Below are 25,575 nucleotides of genomic sequence, written 5' to 3' on the forward strand. Positions count from 1 at the left end.
TTCAAAAATCAGCCTTTGCCTTATAGCAAGTTCAATAGCAACTCTTATTTCCATTATGGAGTACTGGCGAGGGCTTAATGGTAACGAACTGCTTCTAGCCAAAAGTGTCTCCGCTGTAACAGCTGCCGGGCAAAGCGGCCCCAAGTATTTAGAACCGACGCTAGTTGCCGGAAATGATGGTGTTACCGAAGTTCAAGTCATCTTGATGGCTCTAGGCTTATCAGCACTTTTGGCCTTAAGTTCGCTGATAGTGGTGACGATTTACAGGGTCAGGCATGGCCATCACAAACTCTATCTGCCTTTAGCTTTTTGTTCCACAGTTCTATGCTTGGGTATTATTGTTGTGGTCAACTCCAACCGGACACTTCTTCAAGCACATTTCTCAAATTCGATAGGGGCTAGGTCTCCCAGTGTTGTGTGTATTCTGCGTGAGTTGTAATAAGCAATATAGGCTCTTACATCCGCTACCGCATCCTCCCTTGTCGGATAAAGGTTTCCTGTTACCCACTCCCGCTTCAGGCTGCTGAAGAAACGTTCAGTCGGTGCGTTGTCCCAACAATTTCCCTTACGGCTCATTGAACACACCATCCCATGCTGACTCAATAACGTTTGGTAGGTATGGCTGGCATACTGACTGCCACGATCAGAGTGATGCAGGAGACCTTTTGGAGGCGAACGCAAATTGACAGCCATCATCAACGCACGAGTTACCAGGGCCGTTTCCATCTTCCGATCTAGATGCCAACCAATAATCCGGCGCGAATAGAGATCAATCACTACCGCCAAGTACAACCAGCCCTGCGAAGTCCAAATATATGTAATATCAGTCGTCCAAACTTGATTTTTAGCACTCGGTGAGAACTCCCTATTCAGAAGGTTCTCTGCGACCGGTAGGTGATGTTTACTGTCTGTCGTTATTGTAAATCGCTTCTTACGCTTTACTGCCAAGCCTAGCTTTTTCATGAGCTTGCGGACTCGATAGCGCCCGACTTCAAAACCTTCTTTACGTAACAGCTTCATTAACCGACGACTTCCGAGGCTCTGTCTAGATTCTGCAAATAGGGCCTTCAAACGATGGCATAGTTGCCATGTTTGAGCATCTATTGAGCTACTACCACGGCAACACCAATCGTAATAGCCAGTCTTACTTACCTGCATTACCCGGCAGAGCACCCTAACAGGAAAGCTGCCTTGCTGTTTTTCAATAAAGCTGTACTTTATTTCATTTCTTTCGCAAAGAAGGCGCTGGCCTTTTTTAGGATTTCTTTCTCCATCCGCAACTGCTTATTTTCACGTCGTAATCGCTCTAATTCTGCGCGCTCACCTACATCCAACCTTACACCGTCTTCTTCCTGCTTCAGTTCCTTTATCCAGCGTCGCAGGTTATTGGCTGTTGTTCCTACAGCCTCTGCTGCTTTAGAAATTGAATACCCTTGCTCAGAGACTAGCGCTACGGCGTCTTTCTTAAATTCCGGCTTGAAATACCGGCGTGTACCTTTTGTTGTCATACTTCACCTCGCTTGGTAGTTTTACCATCTTAGCGAAGTGTCCGGAAGGATTAGACCACTACATATTTATGTTGGGTTTAAGTCCGGTATTCAGTATAGTCTTTGAAGTAGGACAAGCTTAGGCTAGAACTGAGGCATAACAAAGGAATATCAAAGTGAAAAGAATTGCCACCGCACTACTATTTCTATTTGCGGCGATTGCCTGCTACGCTTTCGGAGTCCCTGTGGGAGGAGTAATCTTCCTTGCTCTTGGCATTATCTTTGAAGGAATCTTCTGGATTAAGCTATTTAAACGTAAAAAGAAGCCAACATAGATGTAGTGATATAACGTTATTTCGGCTAGATTCAATTGAGCTAGTGATTGTCGAATAAACTGCACGCCTCAACCTGGCACCATAGAACAGGAAGGTCGCTTACTCCCTAAGCCACCTAATTGCCATCCCATCATTCTATAAATTTATTTTCTAGCCATCAGTAATCCCCACCTCACTATTGGTACACACTTGCATCAGAAGTAGATACCGAGTTCGGAAACCATGGAGGAAACTTGAGACATATGTAAAGACGGACTAAATTGTGCGCCGTTAAATGGATTCTATAAGGAAATACCCATGTCTCTTCACCGCTCACCACGTTGGATTGCGGTCATTCTTCTTTGTCTTATTGCTATGGCTTGCTCACAAGAAAAGTCAGAGAAAAAACTCGCTGAACCCCCCAAGCTTGCGGAAGGCGGGAGCGTTGAAGAGGGTAACAACCAGGCACAAGCTCTCAGCGCCACTGAGAAAGCGCATAAAAAAGAAGCGGCCTCTTCTAGTGAAATAAGCTCGAAAGCTGATGAAGTTCAGCGCACTTCTGAAACTAATTCTACTGAGCTGACAGAGAATGATGCTACCTCTGCACAAGTCACAGCCAGTGCCAGTACTCAAATCTTCGGGGATCACTTTCTAAAGGTCCTCCATGTTGGGGAGCGGACGTTTAAAGATGCACGAGCCATCGCTGTTATCTTTTCTGAACCTTTACTGGGCAATGCCCATTTTGGCTCCTACTTGAATCTATCCCGTGACGATGGCGAGCGTGTAGATGGTGGTTGGGTTCTCTCCGATAACCAGAAAATTCTCTATTTTCCTCATATTGAACCAAATACTCGCTATAAACTCACCGTGCTCCCGGGTCTGCCCGGCGAAAACGGCTTGGAGTTACAGGAAGAGAAACAGGAGAAGATTCGCACCCGACGGATTGAGCCCAGTATCAGCTTTGCCAGCAATGGAAGTATTTTTCCCGCGACGGTAACTCCCGGCCTACCTGTTACTGCAGTCAGTGTTGAGGCTGCACAGATTCACTTCCATAGAGTGAAACCTGAGCATTATTCCGAGTTCTTCAGGCTGATCAAAAGCCAGTCACTAAAATACTACTATCGCTTAAAGTCTCTCAATCAAGTGGCCGATTTTGTCTATAGTGCCCAGTTCGATCTCACCAAGGAGAAATACGTCCAGCGAGATTTCGACCTCTCTATCGGGCATATAAAGCCCCTGCAACAACCAGGAATCTATGTCGCAGTTATGCAGCCGGCAGGCGTGTATGACACTAATCTCTATGATGTCACCCACTTCTCCATCTCCAACTTAGGCCTTCATGCGCGGTACTATCCAAACAGTGTTGACCTCTATGTTTCATCTCTGGATGAAGGGCAGGCTCTTAAGGGCATTGAGGTTGAGCTGCTCAACAACAAAGGGGAGCTAATCCAGCAATACACAACCGACCAAGACGGCCAGGTGCGCTTTGCTCTGACGCAGGAGCAGGAAGACTCACAGCGCTTCTTCATCGCAAGAGATCCTGATACCGGTCACTTCTCCATACTCGACCTACGTGAACCTGCATTGGACCTTTCGGATTTTCAGTTGGGCCAGCGCCCTTCGAGACCGATGGAGTTTTTCATGTATGGCCCGCGAGATCTGTATCGCCCCAATGAATCGATCCAGGTGAGCGGGCTGCTGCGCAATTATGATGGTCGCTATATCAAAGGCCTGCCGATCAAGGCAGAACTCATAAAGCCGGACAATACCAGCGCGCGCGCATTCACATGGCACGCCAGCGCGCCCGGATACTACGAAAAGCTTATCCCACTTCCACAAAATGCACCTACCGGTGACTGGCGCCTGGATGTTGAGCTAGCCGATGGGCGCAAAGTGAAATATCCATTTAAGGTAGAAGAATTATTGCCAGAGCGAATGAAGCTGGTTTTGCAAGACGGTGAAGAGCGCAGTCTGGTAGAGGGCCATAAAGAATCTTTCGAACTTCAAGTAGAAGGTAGTTATCTCTATGGCGCGCCAGCGGCAAAAAACCGCCTGGAAACTCTGGTGCAAATTAGCCACTATCGCGAGCCCTTCCCCCAGTGGAAAGGGTTCTTATTTGGGAACACTAATGAATCTTTACCCACGCGACAGTTTCATGCCCCAACGATTGAACTCAATGAGGAAGGGTTGAGCAATCTGACCTTGCGCTCCCGTTGGAAACGAGCAAAGAGCCCTCTGAAAATCAACTTGGTTTCCAGCCTGTTCGAATCCGGCGGCCGCCCGGTAACTCGCCAACATCCAGTCCTGGTATGGCCCACACACCCGGTGGTAGGTATTCGCCCAAATTTTGGAGAGGAAAACCCCTCGGCCAACAGCAGGCCTGAATTTGAAATAGTGGTTGCCGACGCACAGGGCGAGCCTGTTATCGGGCGGGATCTCAAAGCGGTGTTAATTTCCGAAGACCGCCAGTACTTTTGGGAGTACTCTGCAAATCGGGGCTGGCACTATGAATACTCAAGTGCTGAATTCGAAACTTTCAGTCGCCAGCTCCAATTCACCGAAGAGCAGCCCCTGAAGCTCACAGTCCCAGTGGAACACGGCCACTACCGCTTAGAAGTCACTGATACCAATACGGGAGCAACCAGCAGCTTACGCTTCCACGCCGGCCGGGACTGGTATTACTGGTGGCGTAAGGATCAAGTAGCCAAAGGCCAGGCCGCGCGTCCGGATACCGTGGCCCTATCACTGGATAAACCAAGGTACTCTTCTGGAGATCTGGCACAACTCACCATAGTACCGCCCGCTGACGGAGAGGCGTTGGTGTTGGTGGAGAGCGACCAACTATTGTGGTCCAAACGACTACCTGTAGAAAAGTCGGGCACCAATGTCGAAATCCCAATCTCTCCTGAGTGGGATCGCCACGACACCTATATTTCTGTTACGGCTCTGCGCCCTGCGGACAAGAATGAGCGTATCGCCCCCAATCGCGCTTTTGGTCTCGCCCACTTGCCCCTGGATCGTGATCCTCGGCGTCTGCCCATTTCACTAGAAGCGCCCACGAATGCCCTGCCCGGCTCGGAAATTGAAGTTACCATTTCTACTGACGAAAATTCTATCGAACAAAACGGAAGCAAAGCCTGGACCACCCTGGCCGCCGTCGATGTCGGTGTACTCAATATCACCCGCTTCAAAACCCCGGACCCCTTCGAGGCCTTTTTTGGCCAGCGCCGTTATGGTGTGGATGTAAGGGATATCTATCATCGCATTATTGAATCCAACAGTGGCAAACTGGTGGAGCAACGTTTTGGCGGCGATGCGGAACTGGCCCGAGGCGGCGACGAGCCCAACTCCGACGTTCAAATAGTATCTTTATTCTCAGGACCCGTTGAATTTGATACTCAGGGCCAAGCGAAGGTCGCGCTACAACTACCGGAGTTTAACGGACAGCTGCGCCTGATGGCGGTTTCTTTCAGCAAAGACCGATTCGGTAGCACCGACGGAGAAGTAACAGTCGCCTCACCGGTTGTCACCCAAGCCGCCTTGCCTCGCTTTATGGCCCCTGGTGATAGCAGCACACTGGCCCTTGACCTCAATAACTTAAGTGGCCGCTCCCAAAAACTCACTGTAAATATGCAATCAGTGGGCGCGGTAGATTTGGAAATGGGTGAGCGGATGCTGGAACTGGCGGATGGTGAACGCAAAACTTTGCGCTTCCCTATCACCGCCAAAGATGCCACCGGAGATGCGGAGTTCAAACTGGTCATGCAGGGTGCCGTCGATAAAGATGGAAATAATATCGATATCGAACAGCAGTGGCGCCTGGGCGTGCGCCCCGCTTGGCCGGCAACCACACGAAACCAGCGCAGACTCCTGTCCCAGGGCGAGAGCTTCAGTGCCGATAGCAGCTTCCTGGATTCCCTAATGCCTGGAACTGTTCAAACCCTGGTATCCCTGGACAGCCGACCGCAACTGCAGTTACAGGATCACCTATCCAACCTCCTGCAATACCCTTACGGCTGCCTGGAACAAACCTCCAGCCGGACCTTCCCGCTAGTCATGGCAACGCCGCAGCGACAGCAAAAACTGGGCCTTGAACCTCTGGATGAGAATGAACGGGCCGAACGTATCGACGCAGGTATTGAGCGCATTTTCAGTATGCAAAAAGGGAACGGCAGCTTTGGCCTATGGAGTTCCGAGTCTTCCGAAAGCCAGTGGCTAACCGCCTATGTAGTCGATCTTCTATTGCGGGCCCGGGACCAGGGAATCGTATTTGACGATAACCGCCTGGAATCCGCACTCAGGCGCCTGCAGGATTACGCCCGTGAGCGCGGTGCTTTCTATCAGCAACGCTATAGCTATAGTCCCGATTTCTATGCTTATGCCTCAAGAGCTTACGCAGCTTATGTGCTCTCACGAGTACAGAAAGTGTCTCTCGGGCAACTGCGTACCCTTTATGAAAGCGGCTCTAGCCTGACCCAATCTCCCTTACCCAATCTGCATATGGCAATCGCTTTGCACACCATGGGCGATGCCACCTTGGCCCAGGAGGCCCTGCAAAAAGCGCTTGAAATCGAGCGCAAACGCCGCAGCTACTATGGCGATTATGGATCAGACCTACGGGATACGGCCCAAATGATCTCCCTGCTCCTAGAGCACAATTTCGCAGGTGATAAAACGGAATCCCTGGTGTTCGAGCTGGCCGATCTTCTCCACGGTCGCCAATATCTCAGCACCCAGGAGCGCAATAGTGTGTTTATGGCTGGAGCACAGTTGCAACTCAATAGCAGCGCAAACTGGTCTGCGACTTTGGCCAGTATTGATGGCTTGCGCGAGCTCAATAGCGATAACCCGCACAGCGCATTATTCCGCGGGCGCGAAGCCGCCAGCGCACTTGAGGTAACTGCACAAATAGAAAAACTCTATGCAGCAATTACCATCAATGGTTACAGCAAGAAGTCACCTGAGGCGGCGATGGATAAAGGTGTCAGAATCAAACGCAGCTACCACAATTTGGATGGCACGGAAGTCATTCCCAACCAGGTTCGTGAGGGCGAGCTTTACCTGGTGCGTTTGCAAATTGATGCGGACCAGCGCCTGCCCGACCTACTTGCAGTGGACCTATTGCCCGCAGGTTTTGAGCTGGAGAATCAAAACCTGGCCGACAGTGTCAAAGTGGATGAACTCCAGTTCGATGGCAAAACTATCGCCCAGTGGCAGGACACCCAGGACAATATCCAGCACACTGAATATCGCGATGACCGCTTTGTGGCGGCACTGGATCAGCTGAGATACAAAACCACCAATCTCTTCTATATCGCCCGCGCAGTAACCCCCGGCAACTATCAGGTGCCCCCACCCTACGTAGAGGATATGTACAAACCGGAACGCTTCGCTATCGGTGAAAATCCCCTAACGCAATTGCGGGTAATCGGTAAACAGTGAAGCTGTTGGCCACTATCCGGAGAGCCTGGCAAAGCAGCAGTCGCAGAGTTCGCGCACTGCTGCTTGCGCCCGCCGCCCTCACAGCGGTACTGCTACTGCTCGACTTTGCTTTCCCTCCACCTCTTCCCGAAACTCAAGATTTTGCACGGGTCGTTGCAGATCGTTACGGCAAACCACTACGCTTCTTTGCCGACAGTCGCGGAGTTTGGAGATACCCAATATCTCGGGAAAATGTATCGCCGCGCTTTATCGAAGCTCTTCTCAACTACGAAGACCGACACTTCTATCGGCACCCAGGCGTAAACCCGCTAGCCCTATTGCGAGCTTCAGTCCAATACCTTCGCAATGGACGAGTCGTTTCCGGCGGTTCCACTCTCACCATGCAGGTAGCGCGACTACTGGACCCACACCGCAAAACTCTGCCGGGCAAAACCAAGCAGATATTGCGTGCATTGCAATTGGAGTGGCACTTCAGCAAGAATGAAATTCTCGATCTGTACCTGAACCTCGCACCTTACGGTGGCAATATTGAAGGCGTGGAAGCAGCCAGCCGCCTATACCTGCGTAAACCAGCCTCCGACCTTACCCATGCGGAAGCTGCACTGCTAGCTGTACTGCCTCAGGCTCCGAGCCGCCTGCGGCCAGATCGGCATCCTCTAAAGGCACAAAAAGCCCGGGACAAAGTTCTGGATAGACTGCAGTCATTTACCGTCTGGAGCGCAGAGGATGTTGAGCGCGCTCAACTTGAGCAGGTCTATGCGGAACGCTTGGAATTCCCACAAAACGCCCCACACCTAGCTCGCAGACTGGTAAATACCATCAGCGATCAAGAAGTTATTCGCACCACAATCGACGGCAACATCCAGCGCGGATTGGAAGATTTTCTGCGCGATCATATGGATAGCTATCCAGCCAAAACATCTGCAGCTGTTGTAGTTTTGGAGAATTCCGATTTATCCGTGCGAGCCTACGTGGGAGCTTCTCATTTTGGCAACGGGCGCCGCTATGGCTATGTGGATATGGCCAGGGCTGTACGCTCACCGGGCTCTACGCTCAAACCCTTTTTGTACGGACTTGCCATTGATGAGGACCTGATTCACAGCGCCTCCCTGCTCAGCGATGCGCCCCGCATCTACGGCGATTACCGCCCTGAAAATTTCCATCGAGGCTTCGCCGGCCCTGTCACCGCCACTGCCGCCCTTCAGAAATCTCTCAATGTCCCTGCAGTTCAGCTACTGGAACATTACGGCCCCGGTCGATTGGCCGCAGCCCTGGAGAATGCCGGACTAGCACTAGAGTTTCCCAGTGGTGGTAGACCCAACTTGGCCATGATTTTGGGGGGCGTAGGTGCTCGTCTTGACCAGCTGACAGGTATTTATGCCACACTGGCACGGGGAGGCCAGACTGCAGCTCCCCGCTATTTACCCGAGGAGCCCGTACGTGAAAGGCATCTGATGTCTTCTGAGGCGGCTTGGATTACATTTGAAATGCTCGCTTCCAATCGCGGAGGTTCCCGCCGTTGGCGCAATCTGGTGCGACAAAACAAGGCAGATATCGCCTGGAAGACAGGCACCAGCTACGGCTATCGGGATGCCTGGGCGATTGGCGTAACTCCCGGCTACACCGTCGGCATTTGGGTAGGCCGACCGGATGGCACTCCCCTACCCGGTTACTATGGCTCCATTAGTGCCACACCTCTGTTGAACACAGTTATCGCCGCATTACCAGACAACAAACAACAGCACCTGAAAAAGCCAGACTCAGTAACTCATGAGACTATTTGTTGGCCGCTTGGGGGCCAGAAGACGCTCACACAAACCAGCCACTGCCATCTGCAACACAACGCCTGGTTAATCCAAGGGCGCACACCCAGAACACTATCGCCGCAAGGTGAGCCTCTGCGGGCAGCACAAACCTTTAGTTTCTTTGCAAACCGGCAAGGTATGCGGGTAAAGCCCAGTTGTATGGATTCTACTACTGAAAGGCATAGCCTAGCCCTTTGGCCGAAAGAACTGGAATCCTGGCTACCCGCAAACCAAACCCGGGCCCAACAAATCCCTCCGACTGCTCCCGAGTGTTACACCCCGACGGCAACAACAGGGACCCCACTAAAGATTGTCGGAGCTGGAGATGGTAACCAGTATCGACCTACCGGCAAAAATGCCCCACTTCCGCGTTTAACTCTGAGCGCGATTGGCGGACAGGGAAAGCGCTATTGGTTCCTAAACGGTGAACCCAAGGGCGAAACCCTCGGAAATGAAAACCTGGCACTACTTCCGGGAAGTGGTAAGCACCAAATTGCTGTACTGGATGCTAGCGGGAATGTCGATCGGATTGAGATTTTTGTAGGAAACGACAACTGATTTTCATAAAGCAGAAGACTGCCATGTCGTTTCTCTCGCAGAACATAGCCCTTAGTGTCACCCTATCGGCAATCGAGTGTCAGCATTGGCGTGGAACATCGTAGTTCGGGTTTAATTTTAGTAACTCCCAAAATAGGGAACACACGAATGCACAGTACACCTTAAACGCAGTATATCTTTCCGCCTTCTCCAGCAGTATCACTTACACGCTTCTACTTTTCCCAGATTAAAAGCCTCCCCGATTTTAATCCAAACAGGCAGGTTCTGCTGTTACATGAGTATTGCCAATCCAAGTATTACTTCCACTACAGGTTGGATCGGTAGGATCACGCAAATCAACTGCAGAGTTATCAAGCGACGTATTCCCTACTACTATATTATTCTCATTATCGAATCCAGCGATATTGATACCGGCTGTATCAGGCGAGCCATTTGTGCCATTTTCCATGACTATATTTTGTATTATAGAAGTACTTGATACATCCACATTGAGTTCAATCCCATTACTCGCACTGCCGGTAACAAAGTTCTGAATAACTGTTGTGTGACTTTCATTAATATCAATTCCGTTATCACCATCAGTACTGCCGACAACAGTATTTAGCTGAACCAGTGTAAACACACCATTTACCGTAATCCCCTGATCACCGGCTGATTCAATATAATTATTGATAATTTGGTTTCGATCGCCTCTAACATCTATACCATCATCATTGCCAGTATCAATAATTTGATTCCCAACAATATTATTGGAGTCACTATCAATAACAATTCCCTCTCGTGGAGAGTTTAAGATCATAATTCCATCTATGGTATGAAATCCATCTCCCTCCAGGTTTAAACCATCTGGGCAGTCGGTTATCGTCCCACCATAAACGGCACCAGATAATCCATTAACCAAAATTCCAGCAATACCTTCTAGATTTGGGTTATCACAAATAATTTCCCCGCCCTCTGCCATCGTAAGACTTCCATTGGGTCCAGTTACTGTCACTGCATAGGGATTCGCCAGGCTCAGTTCACAATTCAGCGTTTCCGACAGGGTTTCAGCTGTTGTTATTACATCGCCACAATCAACAGCCATAACTAGTGGTGATGAGAATAAAGTAGCACTTGTGACGAAAACTGTGACTAACTTGTGGTAACAGGTGTTCATGGCAGGTCCCTCTCATTGATATAAGAAAATTGTAGGCATAAGCCACCCTTCACGTTTCCAATATCAATGAAAAGAATTTATTCTGAGCCTAAGGGGGCTTTCATTATATTGCTCTATCTCCCATCTATTGTTTGAGCTAGGCAAGCATAACGAAACTTTGATAACGCCAGTAAATAGACACTGTAATTGCCTTTACAATTTACCCAATTAATCCTTGAGGCCTACTAAAAGAACCTCAATAGCGATTCATCCCTATTTATCATCTCCTTAAAAGCTATTCTCGAACAGGACGTCATTTATCGACAGCTGTCCACCACGCCCATTCGCAACTTTTGCCGCTTTTCCAATCACTATCATCATCCCGATCAAATAACCTTCGGGCAAATTGATCAGCTCAGCGACTCTCTCTGGGTCAAACCCAACCATTGCACCTGTGTCATATCCCATCGACTTTGCCGCTAACATCATGGTTTGTGCTGCCAATCCGCAGCTTCGAATAGCCTCGTCCCGCTGTAGTTGCTGCTTACCCTTGTAGAACTCAGTTAGCATTGGCACTAACACATCCCGAGCCCCTTTCGGCGCATCGGCCCAGTACCGCTCCGGCCGATCGCTCCAGGCATTAATATCTGCACAAAGTATGACCAACTCAGAAGCATCTTCTACTTGCTGCTGCCCCCAGGCTGCATCTTTAAGCTGGCTGCGGAGGGAAATGTCAGTGATGCGCAGGAAGCGCCAGTGCTGGATATTGTAAGAAGTCGGCGACAACATGGTCGCCTGGACCAGACGGGTGAAGTCCTCGGCAGGCATCTCTGCAGTGACATCGAAATGCTTAACCGAGCGGCGGGATTCAACAGCTTTAAACAATTCCATAAGTTTCTCTCTGACTATCGTTCGTTGATTGAATGTCGATGAGAAGAAGCTTATTGGGTTTCCTTGTCGTTGATAATGGGGCTCGGCGGAGACTTACTGTTGACGAAAGGTTAACAGTTTACTGATCCCAGTAAGGTGTATCGCCGCCAAAGTACTCTATTGCAAAGTCTATAAAGGCGCGGACTTTGGCTGGCATAAACTGCCGCTCAGGGAAAACCGCGTAGATAGACTTGGCAGGCATCTGGTACTCCTCGAATAGAGGAGTTAGCTTCCCAGCCTCAATATCTGGTCCTGCCACAAAGGTAGGTAAGCGGCCAATTCCCACCCCCTGGAGAAGAGCTTCCCGCAGTGCCTCGCTATTATTTACCTGGTAGTTACCCTTCACCTCGATGGTATGTAAGTGATTGTCTTTGATAAAACCCCACTCTTTCACATCCCTGGAATAAGTAAAAACCAGGCAATTATGGGCACTCAACTGCTCCAGCTCTGTGGGCTCTCCGAATTCCTTCAAGTAGGAAGGTGACGCACAGAGTACACTTTTCAGAGGTGCAAGTTTGCGGGCAATCAGGCTGGTATCGGGAAGGTCACCTCCGCGAATGGCGATATCAAAGCCCTCCCCCACTAAATCGACAACTTTATCGTCCAGTACCATGTCGATACTAATCTCGGGGTAACGCTTCATAAATACGGGAATTAAGGGAGCCAGATGCAATCTACCAAAGGACATAGGAGCATTGATCCGCAAGCGCCCCCGAGGCTCCCCCTGTAGCTGCAGAACTGCGTCTTGTGCATCTTTGGCCGATTTATAAGCAATGCGTGCGTGCTCATAAAAATGCTCCCCAGCCTCCGTCAGGCTCAACTTTCGCGTAGTTCTGTGCAAAAGCTTCACCCCAAGCTGCAGCTCCAACTGGGTAATCCGCTTGCTTACCGCTGATTTTGAGATGCCAAGTAACTTTGCCGCCGGGGAAAAGCCACCGGTTTCTGCCACAGTCACAAATATTGGAATCGCTGCAATTGTCTCCATAAGCGACTGTTTCCTTCTCCTCAACAGTGAGTGTCTATAATGCTGGATTATCAGTTTACCAGAAACGACATACACTTATCTCTCGCTAATAGAGGCAAGAAGCATGAGTGAGCTTACCAAGGGCATAACCCCATCAACTACAAGCCCCAACACCTCGCTCTGGTGGGTTCACTGCCTGATGATACTTTGTACACTACTGGTTGCAGGATCATTTCCTGTTGGGGAGTTAATCGCCGATTCACTCCCGGCGGATTTCATGATGTTGATTCGATTCTTAATTGCGGCGGGACTATTTGCACCCTTCATATTTTTAAAGCACGGGATTCAGCTTCCAGAGCCCAAAAAACTACTGGGGTATACACTACTCAGTATCCCATTAGTTATCTTTTTCTGGTGTATGTTTGAAGCACTCAAATACACCACCGCAGTGAATACCGGCGCTCTTTTTACAACCGTTCCGGCGATGACAGCCATCTTTACTTTGATCATCAATGGCGAGCGGAGCAGCACCCGCAAAGTTATCGGCCTAACCCTTGGGACTCTGGGTGCAGCCTGGATTGTATTCAAGGGGAGTATCACAACAGCGATAATGCTAGACCTAAATAAAGGGGATTGGATATTCACCCTAGGTGCTATATCTCTCAGTTTTTATAACCCGCTTATCAAGAAGGTTCATTCAGGGGAGCCTACAGAAGTCATGACATTCTGGGTTATTCTATTTGGCGCGCTCTGGTTACTATTGCTCTCTTTTCCAAATTTAAACCAGATAGAATGGCGAAATATACCCACCGAGACTTACGGCGGGCTATTCTATTTAGCCCTATTCTCAACTTTAATTAGTTTTTTCCTGCTGCAATTCAGCACGTTAAAGATCGGGGCAACCAAAGTTGCGGCGTATAGCTTCTTGAACCCAATATTTGTACTTATAGTGGCCATAGTATTGGAAATGGCAAACTTTAATATCAGTTTCATACCTGGAATAGTATTGGTTTTTGCAGCCATGCTATTTATCCAGGCAGAAAAACCTAAAAATCAATATCCTTGAATAGCTTCTAAGAGATAGAATCGTACTGCCATCAACAGGTGCAATAATTCTAGTCGACAGGCTTTTCTATCTCATAAATTGCATCAGAAATATCCTCCAACTTAGAGGACACTATTACTTGAGCATCATGTAAACCCTGATTATAAAATCCGGCTCCCATCTCCTTTGCAAGGAAATCAATAAAGAACTCCGCTTCAAAACCGCCAATTTCCAGCTCAAATTCTTTAGACAGATAACCTCTAACCTTTTCGATTAGCTCTAACTTCCGTCTTTCTTCCAACTGTATTTCAGACATACCGCCACCCCCAATAGAGAAAGTGTGCAAGTATGACACAGATGCAGCAGTCTTAGCCCCAGACTTCTTACCGAACCACCATATGGTGGCATCTGAGGCGGCATCTAGTATCAAAACTTTGCCGGCTATTTACTGCGACAATATTTAATCCACTATTTTAATTTTTGATGTCCCATACTCACTGATAATATCTCCGTAAGTATCAGCGCTCGGACCATTTATAGATCTTACTGTTTCATAGAGCCTGTAGCCGCGCGCGATAATTCGCGACTACTAATGCATTAAATAAGCTCTTCTAATTTTTGCGCACTGTGGAATTCTTTTGCAACTCTTCGATTTGCGCCAGCCCTAAGCTGTATAACTCTTAGGGCTGGAAAATTTCTCATTTCTTTTATCGTCTCTGCTTACATGGTCAAACTCCGCTAGGTTGGTTGGCTTAATTGATATCTTTAGATCCCACCCGCCCACCTTATCCTCAATTAATACGCCGGCCCTTTGTACCAGGGCAAAACCTTATTGCACGGTTAGTGTGTGGCTATAAATCTCGCGGCTTGTGAGTCCGTCGCGGCTGGTTTCCAGTTCTATGCGCAGCACTGTTGGTGGGTTGGTGGTGTATGGGGAGTCTGGTGGGGTGAAGTCGTCGGGGAAGCGGCCTATGCCATTGGTTACCCTGAATTCATCTAACCAGCCACCCAACCCTGGGAGAGTGTCGGTGTCACTAATCCCGCCTAAAATGTAGCGGTCTTGGGTGTAATTTGTGGAGTCCGTCCAGCTCCCTACCGCTACACCATCCACATACAATTTGGTGGTGCCTGAATTGCGGCTTAGCGCGATATGGTGCCATTGAGCTGCACTTAGGATATCAGTGGTTGAGGTAATGCGGGCTAAGCCATTCACGTAATATCGAATGGAGTTATCTGTAGCAAGATAAATACAGGGCCTGGGCTGGTTGTAATTACCATAAGACCTGGAATCGACAATGCCTCGGCTGTCGCTGCCATTTAGCGCTTCGATATAAATCCAAAGATCAATAGAACCATCTCCCGTTCCCCATGCCAGTTGATCTTCTGTTTCACGGTCCAGGCCGCTGCCATTGTCTGTTGGGCAGTACAGGGAGGCGTTGCCGAATTTGCTTTGGGTGGTGCTGATTTTTATTCCACTGGTGCCGGTCCACTGGCCGCCGTACTCATCGGTAAAACCTGTCGCGCCATCGTCGCCCTCAAAATGTAGAAGTGCGGCGTTACCACCACCCCCACTGCCAGTTGCTGTGGCTGTGGTTTCGGTGAGGCCCGCATCATTTTGGATTTCATTGTTGCCTTCATCATAGATTCGCAGGTTATAGGTGGTGCCGGCTTCGGGGCCAATATCGCCATCGGTCCAAGGCACCAGGACATCCTGTTGGAGGCTGCGGTCTCTGTGCGACCAGGTAATGGTGAGCGGGCTAATGGCTGTTTCGGGCCAGTCTTTGCTATTAATCTTCACATTGGCCGGCGGATAGGGTCGTGCCTGGCGTTGGTCGATGGTGACGATGTTTGCAGTGGCCGCGCTTTCGCTGAGTGTTTGGTTGGTGGTGCGGGTTAAGAGCTTTCCGCTGACCTCTTCGCCATCAAGGTACTCGGTAGTGTCGGCGGCGGCGTTGTCTTGATAGAACCAGACCAGGGTGCCGGCGCTATGGGTGCTGGGGATAGTATCGGCGCAACCACGGGAAAGGCTCAGCGTGTTAGTGGATGTGTCCAGCGCATCGATGCGCACTATCTCATCACCTATCAAGGCGGCGGTTCCGGTTTCCACCAGGTCGAGGTCATCGCCGTTAACCAGGATTGCCTGGCTGTCCAGGTGCGCCATATCGCTCTGCAGTGCAGCTATGGGTGCCCAGGCACCGGTGTCGCGCACCTGATATTCGGTACTACCTACGCGGGTTACCAGTTGATAGTCCACTGCCAGGCCGTTGGGGCGCGCACCTAAGGCGCCAATAAAACCGGCGTCTGCGTCCAGGGCCGACAGGTCTGTCTGGGATAATTGCAGGCATAAATCCCGGTAGGAAACCTCAAATAATTTTTGATCGATTACGGCCTGGGGAATCCGGCTGGGGGGTTGCCAGGTGCTGGGCTGTTCCTGGCTGTAGACGGTATCAGGCAGGCCGAAAACATCCTGCAGTGCGGTGATGGTGATGGCGCCTTCGCGGTGGGTGCCATAATCCATTCGGCCCGCGCGCAGCACTATACTGTCGATGCCTCTGTCAGGTGCGCTGATACGGAAGAGCCCACCCGGTGCTATATCGTAGCCGCGCCGGTCCATGCGGACTTTGAAACGACGCAGGCCCAGGTTTGCGCGCAGATCCCGCTGCGCGACGCGGCTGGCCAGCTCAAAGGTGGGTATGCCTGGGTAGTTAACGGTTTGGGAAAATATTGCTCCGGCCGCTTGGATAGCACCCAGGTTTTGCTCACGGGCCTGGCGTTCTTCGTTATTGATGGGGTCATGCCAGTTCACCACAATTTCATTGGGGATGGCTTCACTAACCGCCAGGGTTTCCTCTTCGATAGACAGTAACCCACTACTGTAATCAAACAGCGGCAGGTCATCACTGTTGTAACCATCGCGCAGCAGGCTAAGCGTTAATAAGCCGGTGCGCCGACTGATATATTGCCCGGCGCCAATATGGTCCAGCACCACCTGGATAAACTCCAATACGTTTTCTTCACGCAGCCAAACAAAGCAGAGGCCAAACCCTTCGGCGTGCAGCTGGTCGGCTGCGGCTTGGTAGCTGTCCAGGTCGAGCCGCTCGTGTGGCAGCCCGCGGCCCCAGCGGCGGTCGGTATTGCACTGCACCAGGATATGGGCGGGATTCATCGCGTGGATATTGTCATCGTCTAGCAGGATCTTGGCTTTATCTGCATACCAGACGTCACCATCCCAGCCTTTTAGTGCGCGCCGCCAACGAAAAGTCCAGGGCTTTGGATAGGGATTGCTGACGCTGATCATGCCGTCATAGAACAAGGTACAACAGCGGCGAAAGGCCGGTACTAGGCCGCCGAGCATCGCCTGGAGTTTTGAGTTTACTGGCTGGTCCGCCTCACCCATCATTACATCCAGGGTGCCTTGGATGCCGCCTTCGCGCTCTTTGCCACCGAATAGATCTGGCTTATCAATGTAGATTTCCTGGTTGCTGGTTACCGAGCCTTGCCAGGCGGTTAGGCCACCCACCTGGACCTCTACCAGTTCATCGTTTTCGCTGCCGCTGATGCCCATATGCAGGCCAAAGTAATAGGCAATCACACGGGGTTTGCTGCTACTGCTCCCCATCTTCGGCCTCCTTGCGCGCGGCGTCGATCACCCGCTGGGCCAGTGCATCGCCAGTGGCCGCCAGGGTTTCAGTGGTAATACGCCCACGGCGCAGATCTACCATCTCCAGGTTGTGATGGGCAAACCAGGGCCGTGCGCCGGAAATACAGAGCCCGGCCAGGTGGATGTGGTGAGGTTTAATCACCAGGCTTTTTTCACTCACTTTTTGCCTCCGCTGTCGAGCTTCAGCTGGCGGGTGCGATAGTTGCCAACACCCAACACCATCCAACTGGGGGTCCAGCGATCGCCAAAAATAATGGCGCGGCGGGTACCTTCATCCGGGGTGGGAAAATCCCAATCGGTGAGTGCTGCCGGTTTGGGTTTAGGGGGTTTATTGAGTGCTGCCGATACATAGGCGGCGACGATCATCACTGCAATCTGGATTAGAAAATTCACAATTTTGCCCTCTTAAAAAACCGGGTTGCCATCGAATGGAGATATGCCAGGGAGTCCGGGCACAGCGCCGCAGTTTTCGCTGTTATTGAATTTCTCATCGCACACCGATATCACCCGCGCACATCCTGGATAAGCGCGGAGGTCCAGCCCTGGCACCAAGTCAAGACTGCCTCCTAACAATGTAATATTGATGCCGCTGTGGCTGTCGATGCCCCGTTGTTCCAGGGTGCCGCTAGTAGCGAACCACTCGACAAATCCACCACTAAAATGGCCATCGCTGAAAGCGGCAAATTCTGAGGCCACCAGAGTGAGGCCCGTCACTTCTGCAAGCACAGCATCAACGCGGTGCAGCTCTTTATCTACGCCGCAGTCGTCGCCATATAGCGTGTGCGGGCAGTTTCTCCCCCAAGTTAAACGCAACCCGGTGGTATCCCTGGAAGACAGCGGCGCGCATACGAGATTGAGCTGATCGCGGCGGCGGGTGACATCGGCGATTTCTCCTACCCACACCACCAGGGCGTCATCTTCGCCCAGATGCTTGTCATATACGGTAATGCTGACCGGGATAGAGGGTGGGTAAACCTGGTAGAGGCTGACCAGAGTGAAATCCAACGGCGCGGTAATAGTGAGCAAGTCGGCGCTGGCCTCACCGGTTTGGCGGATACCATCGTCGGAAATACCGGGGCAACTGATATAAGTTTGTAGGTTGTGGACCACTCCCAACTGGGCATTGGTGTACAGCCAGCGCTGCGGCCCCAGGGCAAATTCATACAGGCGCACGGGCTGTCCATCGGCGATGGAGATTTCGCGGTCGTTAAAGGTCATCACGTACCCCGCGGAATAGAATTTGGGCCGAGGCCGCACCCTCGTTATCGGTGATATGGTTCAGTTCCACCCGGTCGCTGTCGGCCCGCACCAGCGCCATAAAACTGATGCGACGAACTTCTGTGGGATCAATGGTGCGATCCAGTGGACTATCTAGGGCAAGGCGTTCCATCTGGCTGTCCACCTCTGCACAATTGGTAATACGACGATACAAGGTGGTGCCGTCACGCAATTCGATACGCAGATCCCGCCGGCCTTCGGATAGCGCAGCCAGGCGCACATAGTGAACATGAGCAATATCAAGGCTGCTGCTGTTCGTCGGAATCGGTTCTAGCAGTTGCAGATCTTCCATCCAGGTGGGCAACCATACTGATTTTTGACGGCCGCAAAGCGTATATATAAAGCTGCGCAGTGCTGCGCGCTCCTCAGCGCCGAAGGTTAACCAGCGGTGGGATTGGAGTGAAAACCCCAGCTCTATGGGCTCATTGATCGCGGGGTTAGTGATGCCGTTATCAATAGAATCCAGCAAACGAATATAGGAGCTGCTCAGGTCGCTACTCTCCGCCGCTGGGACTTCTAGCACCGGCCATCCCCGGTAACTGGGTAAAGAGTCGGTGGGCCAGCTTGTGGGCTCCTCCAGCAAAAATTCCACCTCGGCGCGCACTGTCGCACCGGAGTGCTTTTGCATTTGGGGTTGTGCCACCAAGCGTGCATTACGCATAGGGAACAAGCGGACACCCTGGGGCCAGTAATTTTGCACCGGGTCGATTAATTGCAGGCGGTCGGATTGAATGGCCCGTACATTAAGCACCTCGTACTGGATGGCGTTTTCCCCCAGCAGCAACGCAGTTCCACCTGCTGCAAAATCGCGGTATTCCGTTGTACATGTAATTTCCTCACTGCCTGCAGCCACCGCTGGCAGCAGCTGCACATCATGCCAAATGGGCAGTGCCCAAACCCTTGCGCCCCAACCGTACAGGGCTAGATCCAAACGGGTGCGGTCGGCGCCTGTGGTCAGCGTTTGAAAGCTGTAAAAGCGACGGGGAAATTCCCGCAGTGCGCGGCGCTGTTCTACAGCGGTACGGCTGGGCAAAATATCGGTGAGCCATTCCAGCATTTCATGCACACTCTGGCTCCAATCCGGGGCAAATGGCCAAGCCATTACCCGGTTGCCGGAAATAGTCAGTAGCGCGGAATCCCCATTGGCAAATTGCCAGGTGATTTCCGCACTGATCACGGCGGGGCCATCCGTCAAAATCTGCAACTCCCACTCCCTTTCCTGAAGCGCGCCAAATACCAGGGGCGGATTGGGTTGCCCGGCTATAGTGATGCCTTCGGCATTTTCGCTGCTTAAATCTGTCTGTGTGCGCGGTTCCAGGTAGGCGTTCCAGACGGTGACCTGGTGGGTTTGCGCGGAGGAGATATTGCCCACCTCCAGGCTGGTGGGACTGATGTGGATTTGGTGGTAAAAGTCATCGGCAAAGCCGCTAGTCTTGGTACCGGAAAGATTGCGTCTGGGCGCCTCAAATTGGGCGCGATTAATAGAGCCGGTTTGGCCTGGAGAAATAACCGAGACCGCGCGCTCCTCATACAGTGCATCCCCTAGAGTATCCAGAGGCACCATATTGAGGTGATCGGTAGCCCACTGTTGCGATTGGCCTTGGGAAAAACCGCTTAATTGAGCCATGGTTAAGGACCGCCATAGCGCACAGCAATGCCAAGTAAGCCCGTAGAGGTGGCTCCGCCGGTATAACCAGGGGCACTGCCATCGGGATAATCAGAGTCTTTGCGATGCCAGGGGAAAACCATCCACCGTTCACTGCCTACGGCGAGAATATCGCCTGGGTTGTAGTTGGTGAGTTTTACAAAGCGGACATGGCCCACATGGCCGATGGCCATGTAGTGGCCATCGGTATTCTGCAAAAATAAATTAAATGGGGTTAATACGGTCTGTCCATTAAAGCTATTCGGGTTGTTCCTATGGATAGGAGTGAATATTGTTGGGCCGTGTACTACGTTTAAGTTGCTCTTATCATTGGCTGAATAAGTAGATTCCCAGATATAACCGCGCAATTCGCAGTGCAAATAACTGGTTTTACTGATGTGGTTATTACTGTCCCAGGATCTACCGTCTTTTTGGCTCCAAAAAAGTCCGCATTCTCGCGATGCAGCGCCCCCCCAAAATGAATTGCTGCCCCCGTCCACTAATGAATAGCAGGTACTGTTAGCATTATTCGAGCTGTGCTGAGCGTGAAACCATTGGCCGCCAGACCAGTTGCCTGTTTTTTCCAACGCGCCAAAGCCAAGATGAAAATGATCAGTAACGCCGGATACCATTGTCACCCAGAGCGTATCTGGATTATTAAATGCGGCGATATGGTAGATGGCGTTAGTAGGCCAAGTATCGGAGTCAAAGGCGATACGACTGTACCTTGGGCAAGCATCTGGATCTGAATCCAACCCATTTCGCAGTCCAGTAATTTGCAGTTCGTCGTCACTGTTGGCCGTGAGTTGAATATGAGCATCATCTTTCTGTAGAAGGCTACCGTTTAATGTCCAGCCGTTGTTCTGTGCAAAACTTTGTATCACTGCTAGCAGATCTACAGCGGAGTTCACGGTACCAGTCTCGTAAGCCATGATTATTGTGTCCTCATGCAGTAGTAATCATTAAATCCTGTTAGAGAGCCATCACTGAATACGGTATAAGTTTCTGACTCTACCGAGACGGTATTGCCCGCAATATTGTCAAAGCCAGTAATAAAGTGGATATCGTGCAATACGCCGTAGGTGTTGTTTGCGTCGTAGAGAGTCAGCGGCAGTAATGGGTAATCCCCGCCGGTATCGCGAAAGGTTTTTCCTGAACTGTATGGCCAAACGTAGGGCGTTATCCAGCTACCATCGGTGCTGCGCAATTTTAAATTTTGCCGATAACCCTTATATGGCAAGCTGACAGAGTCATCGGAATAGCGCGTGGCTGCAGGCGTGGATAATGGCGCGGCGATTAGGAGTGGATATGGGAACTGCCCCGGTGTGCCAAACGGCAGCATTTTTCCTAAATAGATCGGCAGCACACCGTTATCCACGCGGACATTAAGGGCGATATGCTGGCCATCGACAGCTGCCCAATATTCCATATTCTGGTTCCAAAGGGGCAGCCCCATCTCTGCCAGTCCAGGCTGCGCATTAATGTCGCCATCATCAATAAAGCCGGTAGCACCAATTAAAGCCAGATTAAAATAATCATCAGTGGGCCGGTCATACACCTGGAAATTTAAATAGACAGGACCATTACCGGTAAGTCCCGGCGCACGAAGCCAGGCAGCAGCCATACGACCGAAATTAATGTCCGCCGTATTTTGGAATTCTAGGAATCGTACCTGCTGTACAGCAGTGGTATCAGTAGAACCATTGTTGTTGGAAATTTTAATACGCCAATAACGCTTGGCTCCCGGCGAAACTCCGCCCAGAGAGAACTCCTTGCTCTCGTTATCGCTCCAGGTGACACCGGAAAACGCTTCGCGCTGGTGCCAGGTTATTCCATCATTGGACCACTCAAGGGCAAAACTATTAGGTGCCTGGGCATTAGTTTCCGGTGCCTGAAGTTCTATGCGGTAGATTTCATAGGGCCGAAAAAATTTCCAACTGATCCAACAGTTTTCATGTTCGCCGATCGCTGTGGCCCAGGAGTTAGAATGCTCGTGATAAGGCCCTTTAAATATCCGCCAGGGTTCACTGTCAGTGCGGTAAGAACTCGCTTCTATTCCAGCCACACCACCAATGCGCAACACCTCCCAGCGTTCATCTGTAGGCATTTCCCCGGCGGTGACATCAAATTCAAATTTATCTCCCGCTTGATAATCGGTATCACCGGCGGCCAGGTCGAATAGCACCAGGGCGTTATCGTAATGAGTGCCCACAATGGCCGAAGCCTGCGCACCAGAGATGGAACCCTGCACGGAAAATGTGGCGGGGAACGTGGCATCGGTGCAGGTGATGGTCCAGGTTTCAGTCACCGCTGCGGGGTGTGCGTCTGGGTTGTGTAGTTGCCCATTGCCGGTACCGGAAAAACTCAGGTTACTAACCTCTCCGGCGCCGGTTACTAGGCGCACTACTTGGTCCAGTAAATCAATATGATTGGTTGCCACAGCCTGCCGATAAATACTCATTACCCCCCCAACATTTGCCGGAATTTTCCCGGATTGCGTTTGATATGTAGTTCGATTAATTGCTCGCCCTCGGGTCCGCGCAGGGCATCAGAAATCAGATCTTTGTCCAGCACCGGCAGCAGGCGCTGCCTAACAGTCATCTCCGGCATACTGGCGGCGAGAGTCTGTGCGGGGCTGTCGTAATTGGCTGCGGATAAACCGACCGGGCCGCCTTCGGCGTAGCCACGGAAGCGCTCCAGGGAGCGCATCCCCTCGCGGCGGAAATTCTCCATAAAGGCCATGGCACCGGGCTCGCGCATGACTTCGGCGGGTTGCACGTATTCGCCAGCGTGGACCACGCCGGCCACCTGGTATTTAGTGCCCGCACCGGTGTAACCGCCGTCGGCGTAGCCACTCACTGCCGAGACAGCCATTTGGGTGATCTGTGCGGCTGCCTTTTCAGCGGCAAGCCTGGCGATGGCCTGGGCAATAGAGGCAATGACTTCCTGGATTACATCGCTGAGGCTTTCGGCCCCACTGGCGAGGGCCACTAGGCCATCGGTGATGCTCTCTTCAAACGCATCCTGTGCCACGGAGCCATAGCGTTCGGTGGTCACGCGCAGTTGCTCTATTTCGGCTTTCAACTGGCGCACGCGCTCAATGGCATCGGGGTCGCCAGTTGCCTCGGCCAGGACTTCCATTTGTGGTATCAACGTCTCCACCTGAGCGGTGGTGTCGCGGTGTAATTGCAGCAGCTGCTCGCGGGCAGACAATTCGGTAATTAGGCCGGCTTCCTGCTGCGCCTGGATGGTTTGTTCTTGTCGGTTTTGCTCCGACAGCACGCGAGCCACTTGGGCCTGGAGTTCATCCAGTTGCGCCTGGGCTTTTTCTACATTGATCAGGCTGTTAACCAGTTCGATGCCAGCGGTATCACTGCGAGCCTGAAGGCGCAGCAGCAAATCTGCGTATTGATTTTCCAGGTCATTGCTGCGGGCTTCGGCAGTACGGCCTTGCAAACTGAGGAGACGGTTTTCAATGGTGGCTAATTGCTTGGCATCCGCCGTCGCTTGGTTGAGTTTTTCCTGGGCGGTGATTACGGCATTGGCGGCTTGAGCGCGGGCGAGCAATTCGCCGCTTAATCTTTTTTCGGCGATATTGTACGCGCGGGTTTCTGCAGCACTTTTGCCCAGGACTTCCGCCTGGCGCTCAAGCTGGGCAACAAAGGATTCCAAGCTTTTGCTTTCGCGGTCGATGCTTTTCTTGTCGGTGTAACGGGCATTTATCCCGGCAATATTGTTGGCGATAGTGTCGCTTTGCAGGCGCGGGTCATCGGGATTCGCTTGGCGGATGGCTTCCAATTGATTGCGGTATTCCTTTAGGGCCGCCAGGCGTTTTTCTTCTTTACTGAGATTGGATTGAGTGAGGCGGTCCACTTCGCGCATCGCCGCAATAGCCTCTGCATCGATGCGGCGGCGCTCACCCTCGCGGGCGGATTGCTCATCGCGCTGCTGGATCTGCAATTCCAGGCGCGCTTTTTCTGCGGAGAGATCGCCGAGGTTAGTGACATTTCCCCGGCGGCGCCCCTGGCGTATTTCCTGCTGCTCACGGATGCGCTGGTTGACGCGCTCCAACTGGTCTTCCAGGGTATCCGCGCGGCCGATGCCCAGCATGGCATCCCAGCTTTCCCCGGCTGCGGTCTTTAATCCCCGCCAGCCTTTTTCCAGCCAGCCTATATTGTCCACCAGCTCATCGCTGCGCCGGTTCATCTCTGTGGCATAGGTTTCCAGGGCAAGCTGCACCGCTTCCACTTCGCGGCCCTGGTCCTGCAGAGCGGCGATATTGGAATAGATGGCGGCGTCAAGGAAATGGTATTGCTCGTTGAGCTTGGCAATAGCCTGCACCGGGTCATCTGCCAGGCGCAGGAAATGATCCACGGTTTTATCCACTGCGCGACCGGTAGCCAGCTGCATTTTCACCGCTGCCAGGCCCACCTGCTCGATTTGCTCGGCGGAAAGTTTGCCACTTTGGGCAATGTCAGCGAGGGCGGCAGCGGCCTGGCGCCGGGTACCGGCGACCTGGTCGAGGCGCTTGGACATTTCCGCCAGTTGGCCACTGTTGGTGCCGGCGGCGTTACCGCTCAGGATCAGGGCTTCGGTATAGCGGCGGCTCTCGGCCGCGCCCCGCTCATGGGCCAGTACGACTACAGCAGTGGCGGCAGCGAGGCCGCCGAGCAATAGTGGAATGGGTTTAATCGTTGAGGCCAGGGCCTTGGCGGCTTCACGGGTGCCACCAAACGAATCCTTTATCTGCCCACCTTGTTGGATGGCCACCAGCCAAATGGGCATACCGGAAGCCAGGCTGGTGGTGATGTCGGTAATCTGTGCCGGCAGCTGGCGCATGGCCTGTTTGTACTGGCCGGCGGAGATGGCACCATCACGCATAGCATCGTTATTGGCTTTAACCGCCGCCGTATTTTTACTGGTCGCAGAGGTTTGATTAGATGCGGTTACTTGTTTAATACCTGTGCTGGCTTTTGTTGCCGCAGTCGTAACATCAATCAGCTCTTTTTCTATTTTGTCCAGCTGTTTGGCTGTACCGTTATCTTTTACAGCCGTTGTCTTTTCCAAAGCCGCATCAGCATTACGGGCTGCCTCAGAAACGTTTTCCAGATCCTTTTCTAGTTGCTCTAGTTGCCCACTAGATTCCGCCTTGCGCGGCGCGGTGACTTTATCCAGGCTTGTGTCTGCCTCAGCGGCCGCGACTGAAACACCATCCAGCTCTTTCTCGAAGTCGTCGAGCTGCTTGGCTGCATTCTTTAAATCGGTGCGAATGCGGAGGGCGAGTTCAAGGTTTTGTTGTGCCATGGGGGCA

General features: G+C 51.7%; 17 protein-coding genes. 4 read left to right on the forward strand and 13 right to left on the reverse strand.

Features of this window, described 5'->3' with window-relative positions:
- Positions 1-369 precede the first annotated feature (369 nt).
- Positions 370-1,508 (reverse strand): IS3 family transposase gene (locus tag ACJJIQ_RS08950; protein ID WP_445364378.1). Its coding sequence is split into 2 segments (ribosomal slippage): positions 370-1,259 and positions 1,259-1,508, totalling 1,140 coding nucleotides; the frame shifts between segments, so codons are not numbered across the junction.
- A 155-nt stretch (positions 1,509-1,663) separates the two neighbouring features.
- On the opposite strand from ACJJIQ_RS08950, the gene ACJJIQ_RS08955 reads away from it, so the two are divergent.
- From ACJJIQ_RS08955 to pbpC, 3 genes are all read left to right on the forward strand, one after another.
- Entirely contained in the window at positions 1,664-1,822 is a 159-nt protein-coding gene (locus ACJJIQ_RS08955; protein WP_282932647.1) for a hypothetical protein, read from the forward strand.
- A gap of 297 nt (positions 1,823-2,119) precedes the next feature.
- Positions 2,120-7,243: an alpha-2-macroglobulin family protein gene (locus ACJJIQ_RS08960; RefSeq protein WP_445364379.1), complete on the forward strand. Its 5,124-nt coding sequence runs from the start codon at positions 2,120-2,122 to the stop codon at positions 7,241-7,243.
- Positions 7,240-9,606 carry a penicillin-binding protein 1C gene (pbpC, locus tag ACJJIQ_RS08965; protein ID WP_445364380.1) on the forward strand — a complete coding sequence of 789 codons (2,367 nt, stop codon included), beginning with the start codon at positions 7,240-7,242 and terminating at the stop codon, positions 9,604-9,606. Before ACJJIQ_RS08960 ends, pbpC begins: the two co-directional genes overlap by 4 nt.
- Before the next feature lie 244 nt (positions 9,607-9,850).
- Here the strand turns inward: pbpC and ACJJIQ_RS08970 are convergent, their stop codons facing one another.
- The 3 genes from ACJJIQ_RS08970 to ACJJIQ_RS08980 all read right to left on the reverse strand — a co-directional run bounded on the left by ACJJIQ_RS08970 (position 9,851) and on the right by ACJJIQ_RS08980 (position 12,656).
- Positions 9,851-10,762 carry a right-handed parallel beta-helix repeat-containing protein gene (locus tag ACJJIQ_RS08970; protein ID WP_445364381.1) on the reverse strand — a complete coding sequence of 304 codons (912 nt, stop codon included), beginning with the start codon at positions 10,760-10,762 and terminating at the stop codon, positions 9,851-9,853.
- A 267-nt stretch (positions 10,763-11,029) separates the two neighbouring features.
- Positions 11,030-11,632 carry a nitroreductase family protein gene (locus ACJJIQ_RS08975; RefSeq protein WP_445364382.1) on the reverse strand — a complete coding sequence of 201 codons (603 nt, stop codon included), beginning with the start codon at positions 11,630-11,632 and terminating at the stop codon, positions 11,030-11,032.
- A gap of 118 nt (positions 11,633-11,750) precedes the next feature.
- Positions 11,751-12,656 (reverse strand): LysR family transcriptional regulator, encoded by a 906-nt coding sequence (locus tag ACJJIQ_RS08980; protein ID WP_445364383.1) that lies wholly within the window; start codon positions 12,654-12,656, stop codon positions 11,751-11,753.
- Between the two features lie 103 nt (positions 12,657-12,759).
- Between ACJJIQ_RS08980 and ACJJIQ_RS08985 the strand changes: the two genes are divergently transcribed.
- Positions 12,760-13,701, forward strand: a complete 942-nt coding sequence (locus ACJJIQ_RS08985) for a DMT family transporter (RefSeq protein WP_445364384.1) — start codon at positions 12,760-12,762, stop codon at positions 13,699-13,701.
- Between the two features lie 49 nt (positions 13,702-13,750).
- On the opposite strand, the gene ACJJIQ_RS08990 is transcribed toward ACJJIQ_RS08985, so the two are convergent.
- The 9 genes from ACJJIQ_RS08990 to ACJJIQ_RS09030 form a co-directional block, all read right to left on the reverse strand.
- A complete protein-coding gene (locus ACJJIQ_RS08990; RefSeq protein WP_444912950.1) occupies positions 13,751-13,996 on the reverse strand; it encodes a DUF2164 domain-containing protein in 246 nt (81 codons plus the stop codon).
- A 513-nt stretch (positions 13,997-14,509) separates the two neighbouring features.
- Positions 14,510-17,299 carry a LamG-like jellyroll fold domain-containing protein gene (locus ACJJIQ_RS08995; protein ID WP_445364385.1) on the reverse strand — a complete coding sequence of 930 codons (2,790 nt, stop codon included), beginning with the start codon at positions 17,297-17,299 and terminating at the stop codon, positions 14,510-14,512.
- A complete protein-coding gene (locus ACJJIQ_RS09000) occupies positions 17,286-17,501 on the reverse strand; it encodes a hypothetical protein (RefSeq protein ID WP_445364386.1) in 216 nt (71 codons plus the stop codon). Before ACJJIQ_RS09000 ends, ACJJIQ_RS08995 begins: the two co-directional genes overlap by 14 nt.
- A complete protein-coding gene (locus ACJJIQ_RS09005) occupies positions 17,498-17,734 on the reverse strand; it encodes a hypothetical protein (RefSeq protein ID WP_445364387.1) in 237 nt (78 codons plus the stop codon). Before ACJJIQ_RS09005 ends, ACJJIQ_RS09000 begins: the two co-directional genes overlap by 4 nt.
- A gap of 12 nt (positions 17,735-17,746) precedes the next feature.
- Positions 17,747-18,559: a phage/gene transfer agent baseplate hub protein gene (locus ACJJIQ_RS09010; protein ID WP_445364388.1), complete on the reverse strand. Its 813-nt coding sequence runs from the start codon at positions 18,557-18,559 to the stop codon at positions 17,747-17,749.
- Complete coding sequence (locus ACJJIQ_RS09015; protein WP_445364389.1) at positions 18,549-20,246, reverse strand: hypothetical protein; 1,698 nt, start codon at positions 20,244-20,246, stop codon at positions 18,549-18,551. Before ACJJIQ_RS09015 ends, ACJJIQ_RS09010 begins: the two co-directional genes overlap by 11 nt.
- A 2-nt stretch (positions 20,247-20,248) precedes the next feature.
- Entirely contained in the window at positions 20,249-21,196 is a 948-nt protein-coding gene (locus tag ACJJIQ_RS09020; RefSeq protein ID WP_445364390.1) for a hypothetical protein, read from the reverse strand.
- 2 nt (positions 21,197-21,198) lie between these two features.
- A complete protein-coding gene (locus ACJJIQ_RS09025; RefSeq protein ID WP_445364391.1) occupies positions 21,199-22,725 on the reverse strand; it encodes a hypothetical protein in 1,527 nt (508 codons plus the stop codon).
- The gene (locus ACJJIQ_RS09030; protein WP_445364392.1) at positions 22,725-25,568 is read right to left on the reverse strand and encodes a phage tail length tape measure family protein; all 2,844 of its coding nucleotides are present in this window, start codon (positions 25,566-25,568) and stop codon (positions 22,725-22,727) included. Before ACJJIQ_RS09030 ends, ACJJIQ_RS09025 begins: the two co-directional genes overlap by 1 nt.
- Between the last annotated feature and the right edge of the window lie 7 nt (positions 25,569-25,575).

Source organism: Microbulbifer maximicatervae (SeqCode) (genome assembly GCF_052468295.1).

Bases quoted from the DNA above. Each gene is read 5' to 3' on its own strand.
- ACJJIQ_RS08985 (WP_445364384.1), top strand. From the start codon at position 12,760: ATGAGTGAGCTTACCAAGGGCATAACCCCATCAACTACAAGCCCCAAC.
- ACJJIQ_RS08980 (WP_445364383.1), bottom strand. From the start codon at position 12,656: ATGGAGACAATTGCAGCGATTCCAATATTTGTGACTGTGGCAGAAACC.
- ACJJIQ_RS08960 (WP_445364379.1), top strand. From the start codon at position 2,120: ATGTCTCTTCACCGCTCACCACGTTGGATTGCGGTCATTCTTCTTTGT.
- ACJJIQ_RS09010 (WP_445364388.1), bottom strand. From the start codon at position 18,559: ATGACCTTTAACGACCGCGAAATCTCCATCGCCGATGGACAGCCCGTG.
- ACJJIQ_RS08970 (WP_445364381.1), bottom strand. From the start codon at position 10,762: ATGAACACCTGTTACCACAAGTTAGTCACAGTTTTCGTCACAAGTGCT.
- ACJJIQ_RS08995 (WP_445364385.1), bottom strand. From the start codon at position 17,299: ATGGGGAGCAGTAGCAGCAAACCCCGTGTGATTGCCTATTACTTTGGC.
- ACJJIQ_RS09025 (WP_445364391.1), bottom strand. From the start codon at position 22,725: ATGAGTATTTATCGGCAGGCTGTGGCAACCAATCATATTGATTTACTG.
- ACJJIQ_RS09030 (WP_445364392.1), bottom strand. From the start codon at position 25,568: ATGGCACAACAAAACCTTGAACTCGCCCTCCGCATTCGCACCGATTTA.
- ACJJIQ_RS08990 (WP_444912950.1), bottom strand. From the start codon at position 13,996: ATGTCTGAAATACAGTTGGAAGAAAGACGGAAGTTAGAGCTAATCGAA.
- ACJJIQ_RS09015 (WP_445364389.1), bottom strand. From the start codon at position 20,246: ATGGCTCAATTAAGCGGTTTTTCCCAAGGCCAATCGCAACAGTGGGCT.
- ACJJIQ_RS09020 (WP_445364390.1), bottom strand. From the start codon at position 21,196: ATGGCTTACGAGACTGGTACCGTGAACTCCGCTGTAGATCTGCTAGCA.
- ACJJIQ_RS08975 (WP_445364382.1), bottom strand. From the start codon at position 11,632: ATGGAATTGTTTAAAGCTGTTGAATCCCGCCGCTCGGTTAAGCATTTC.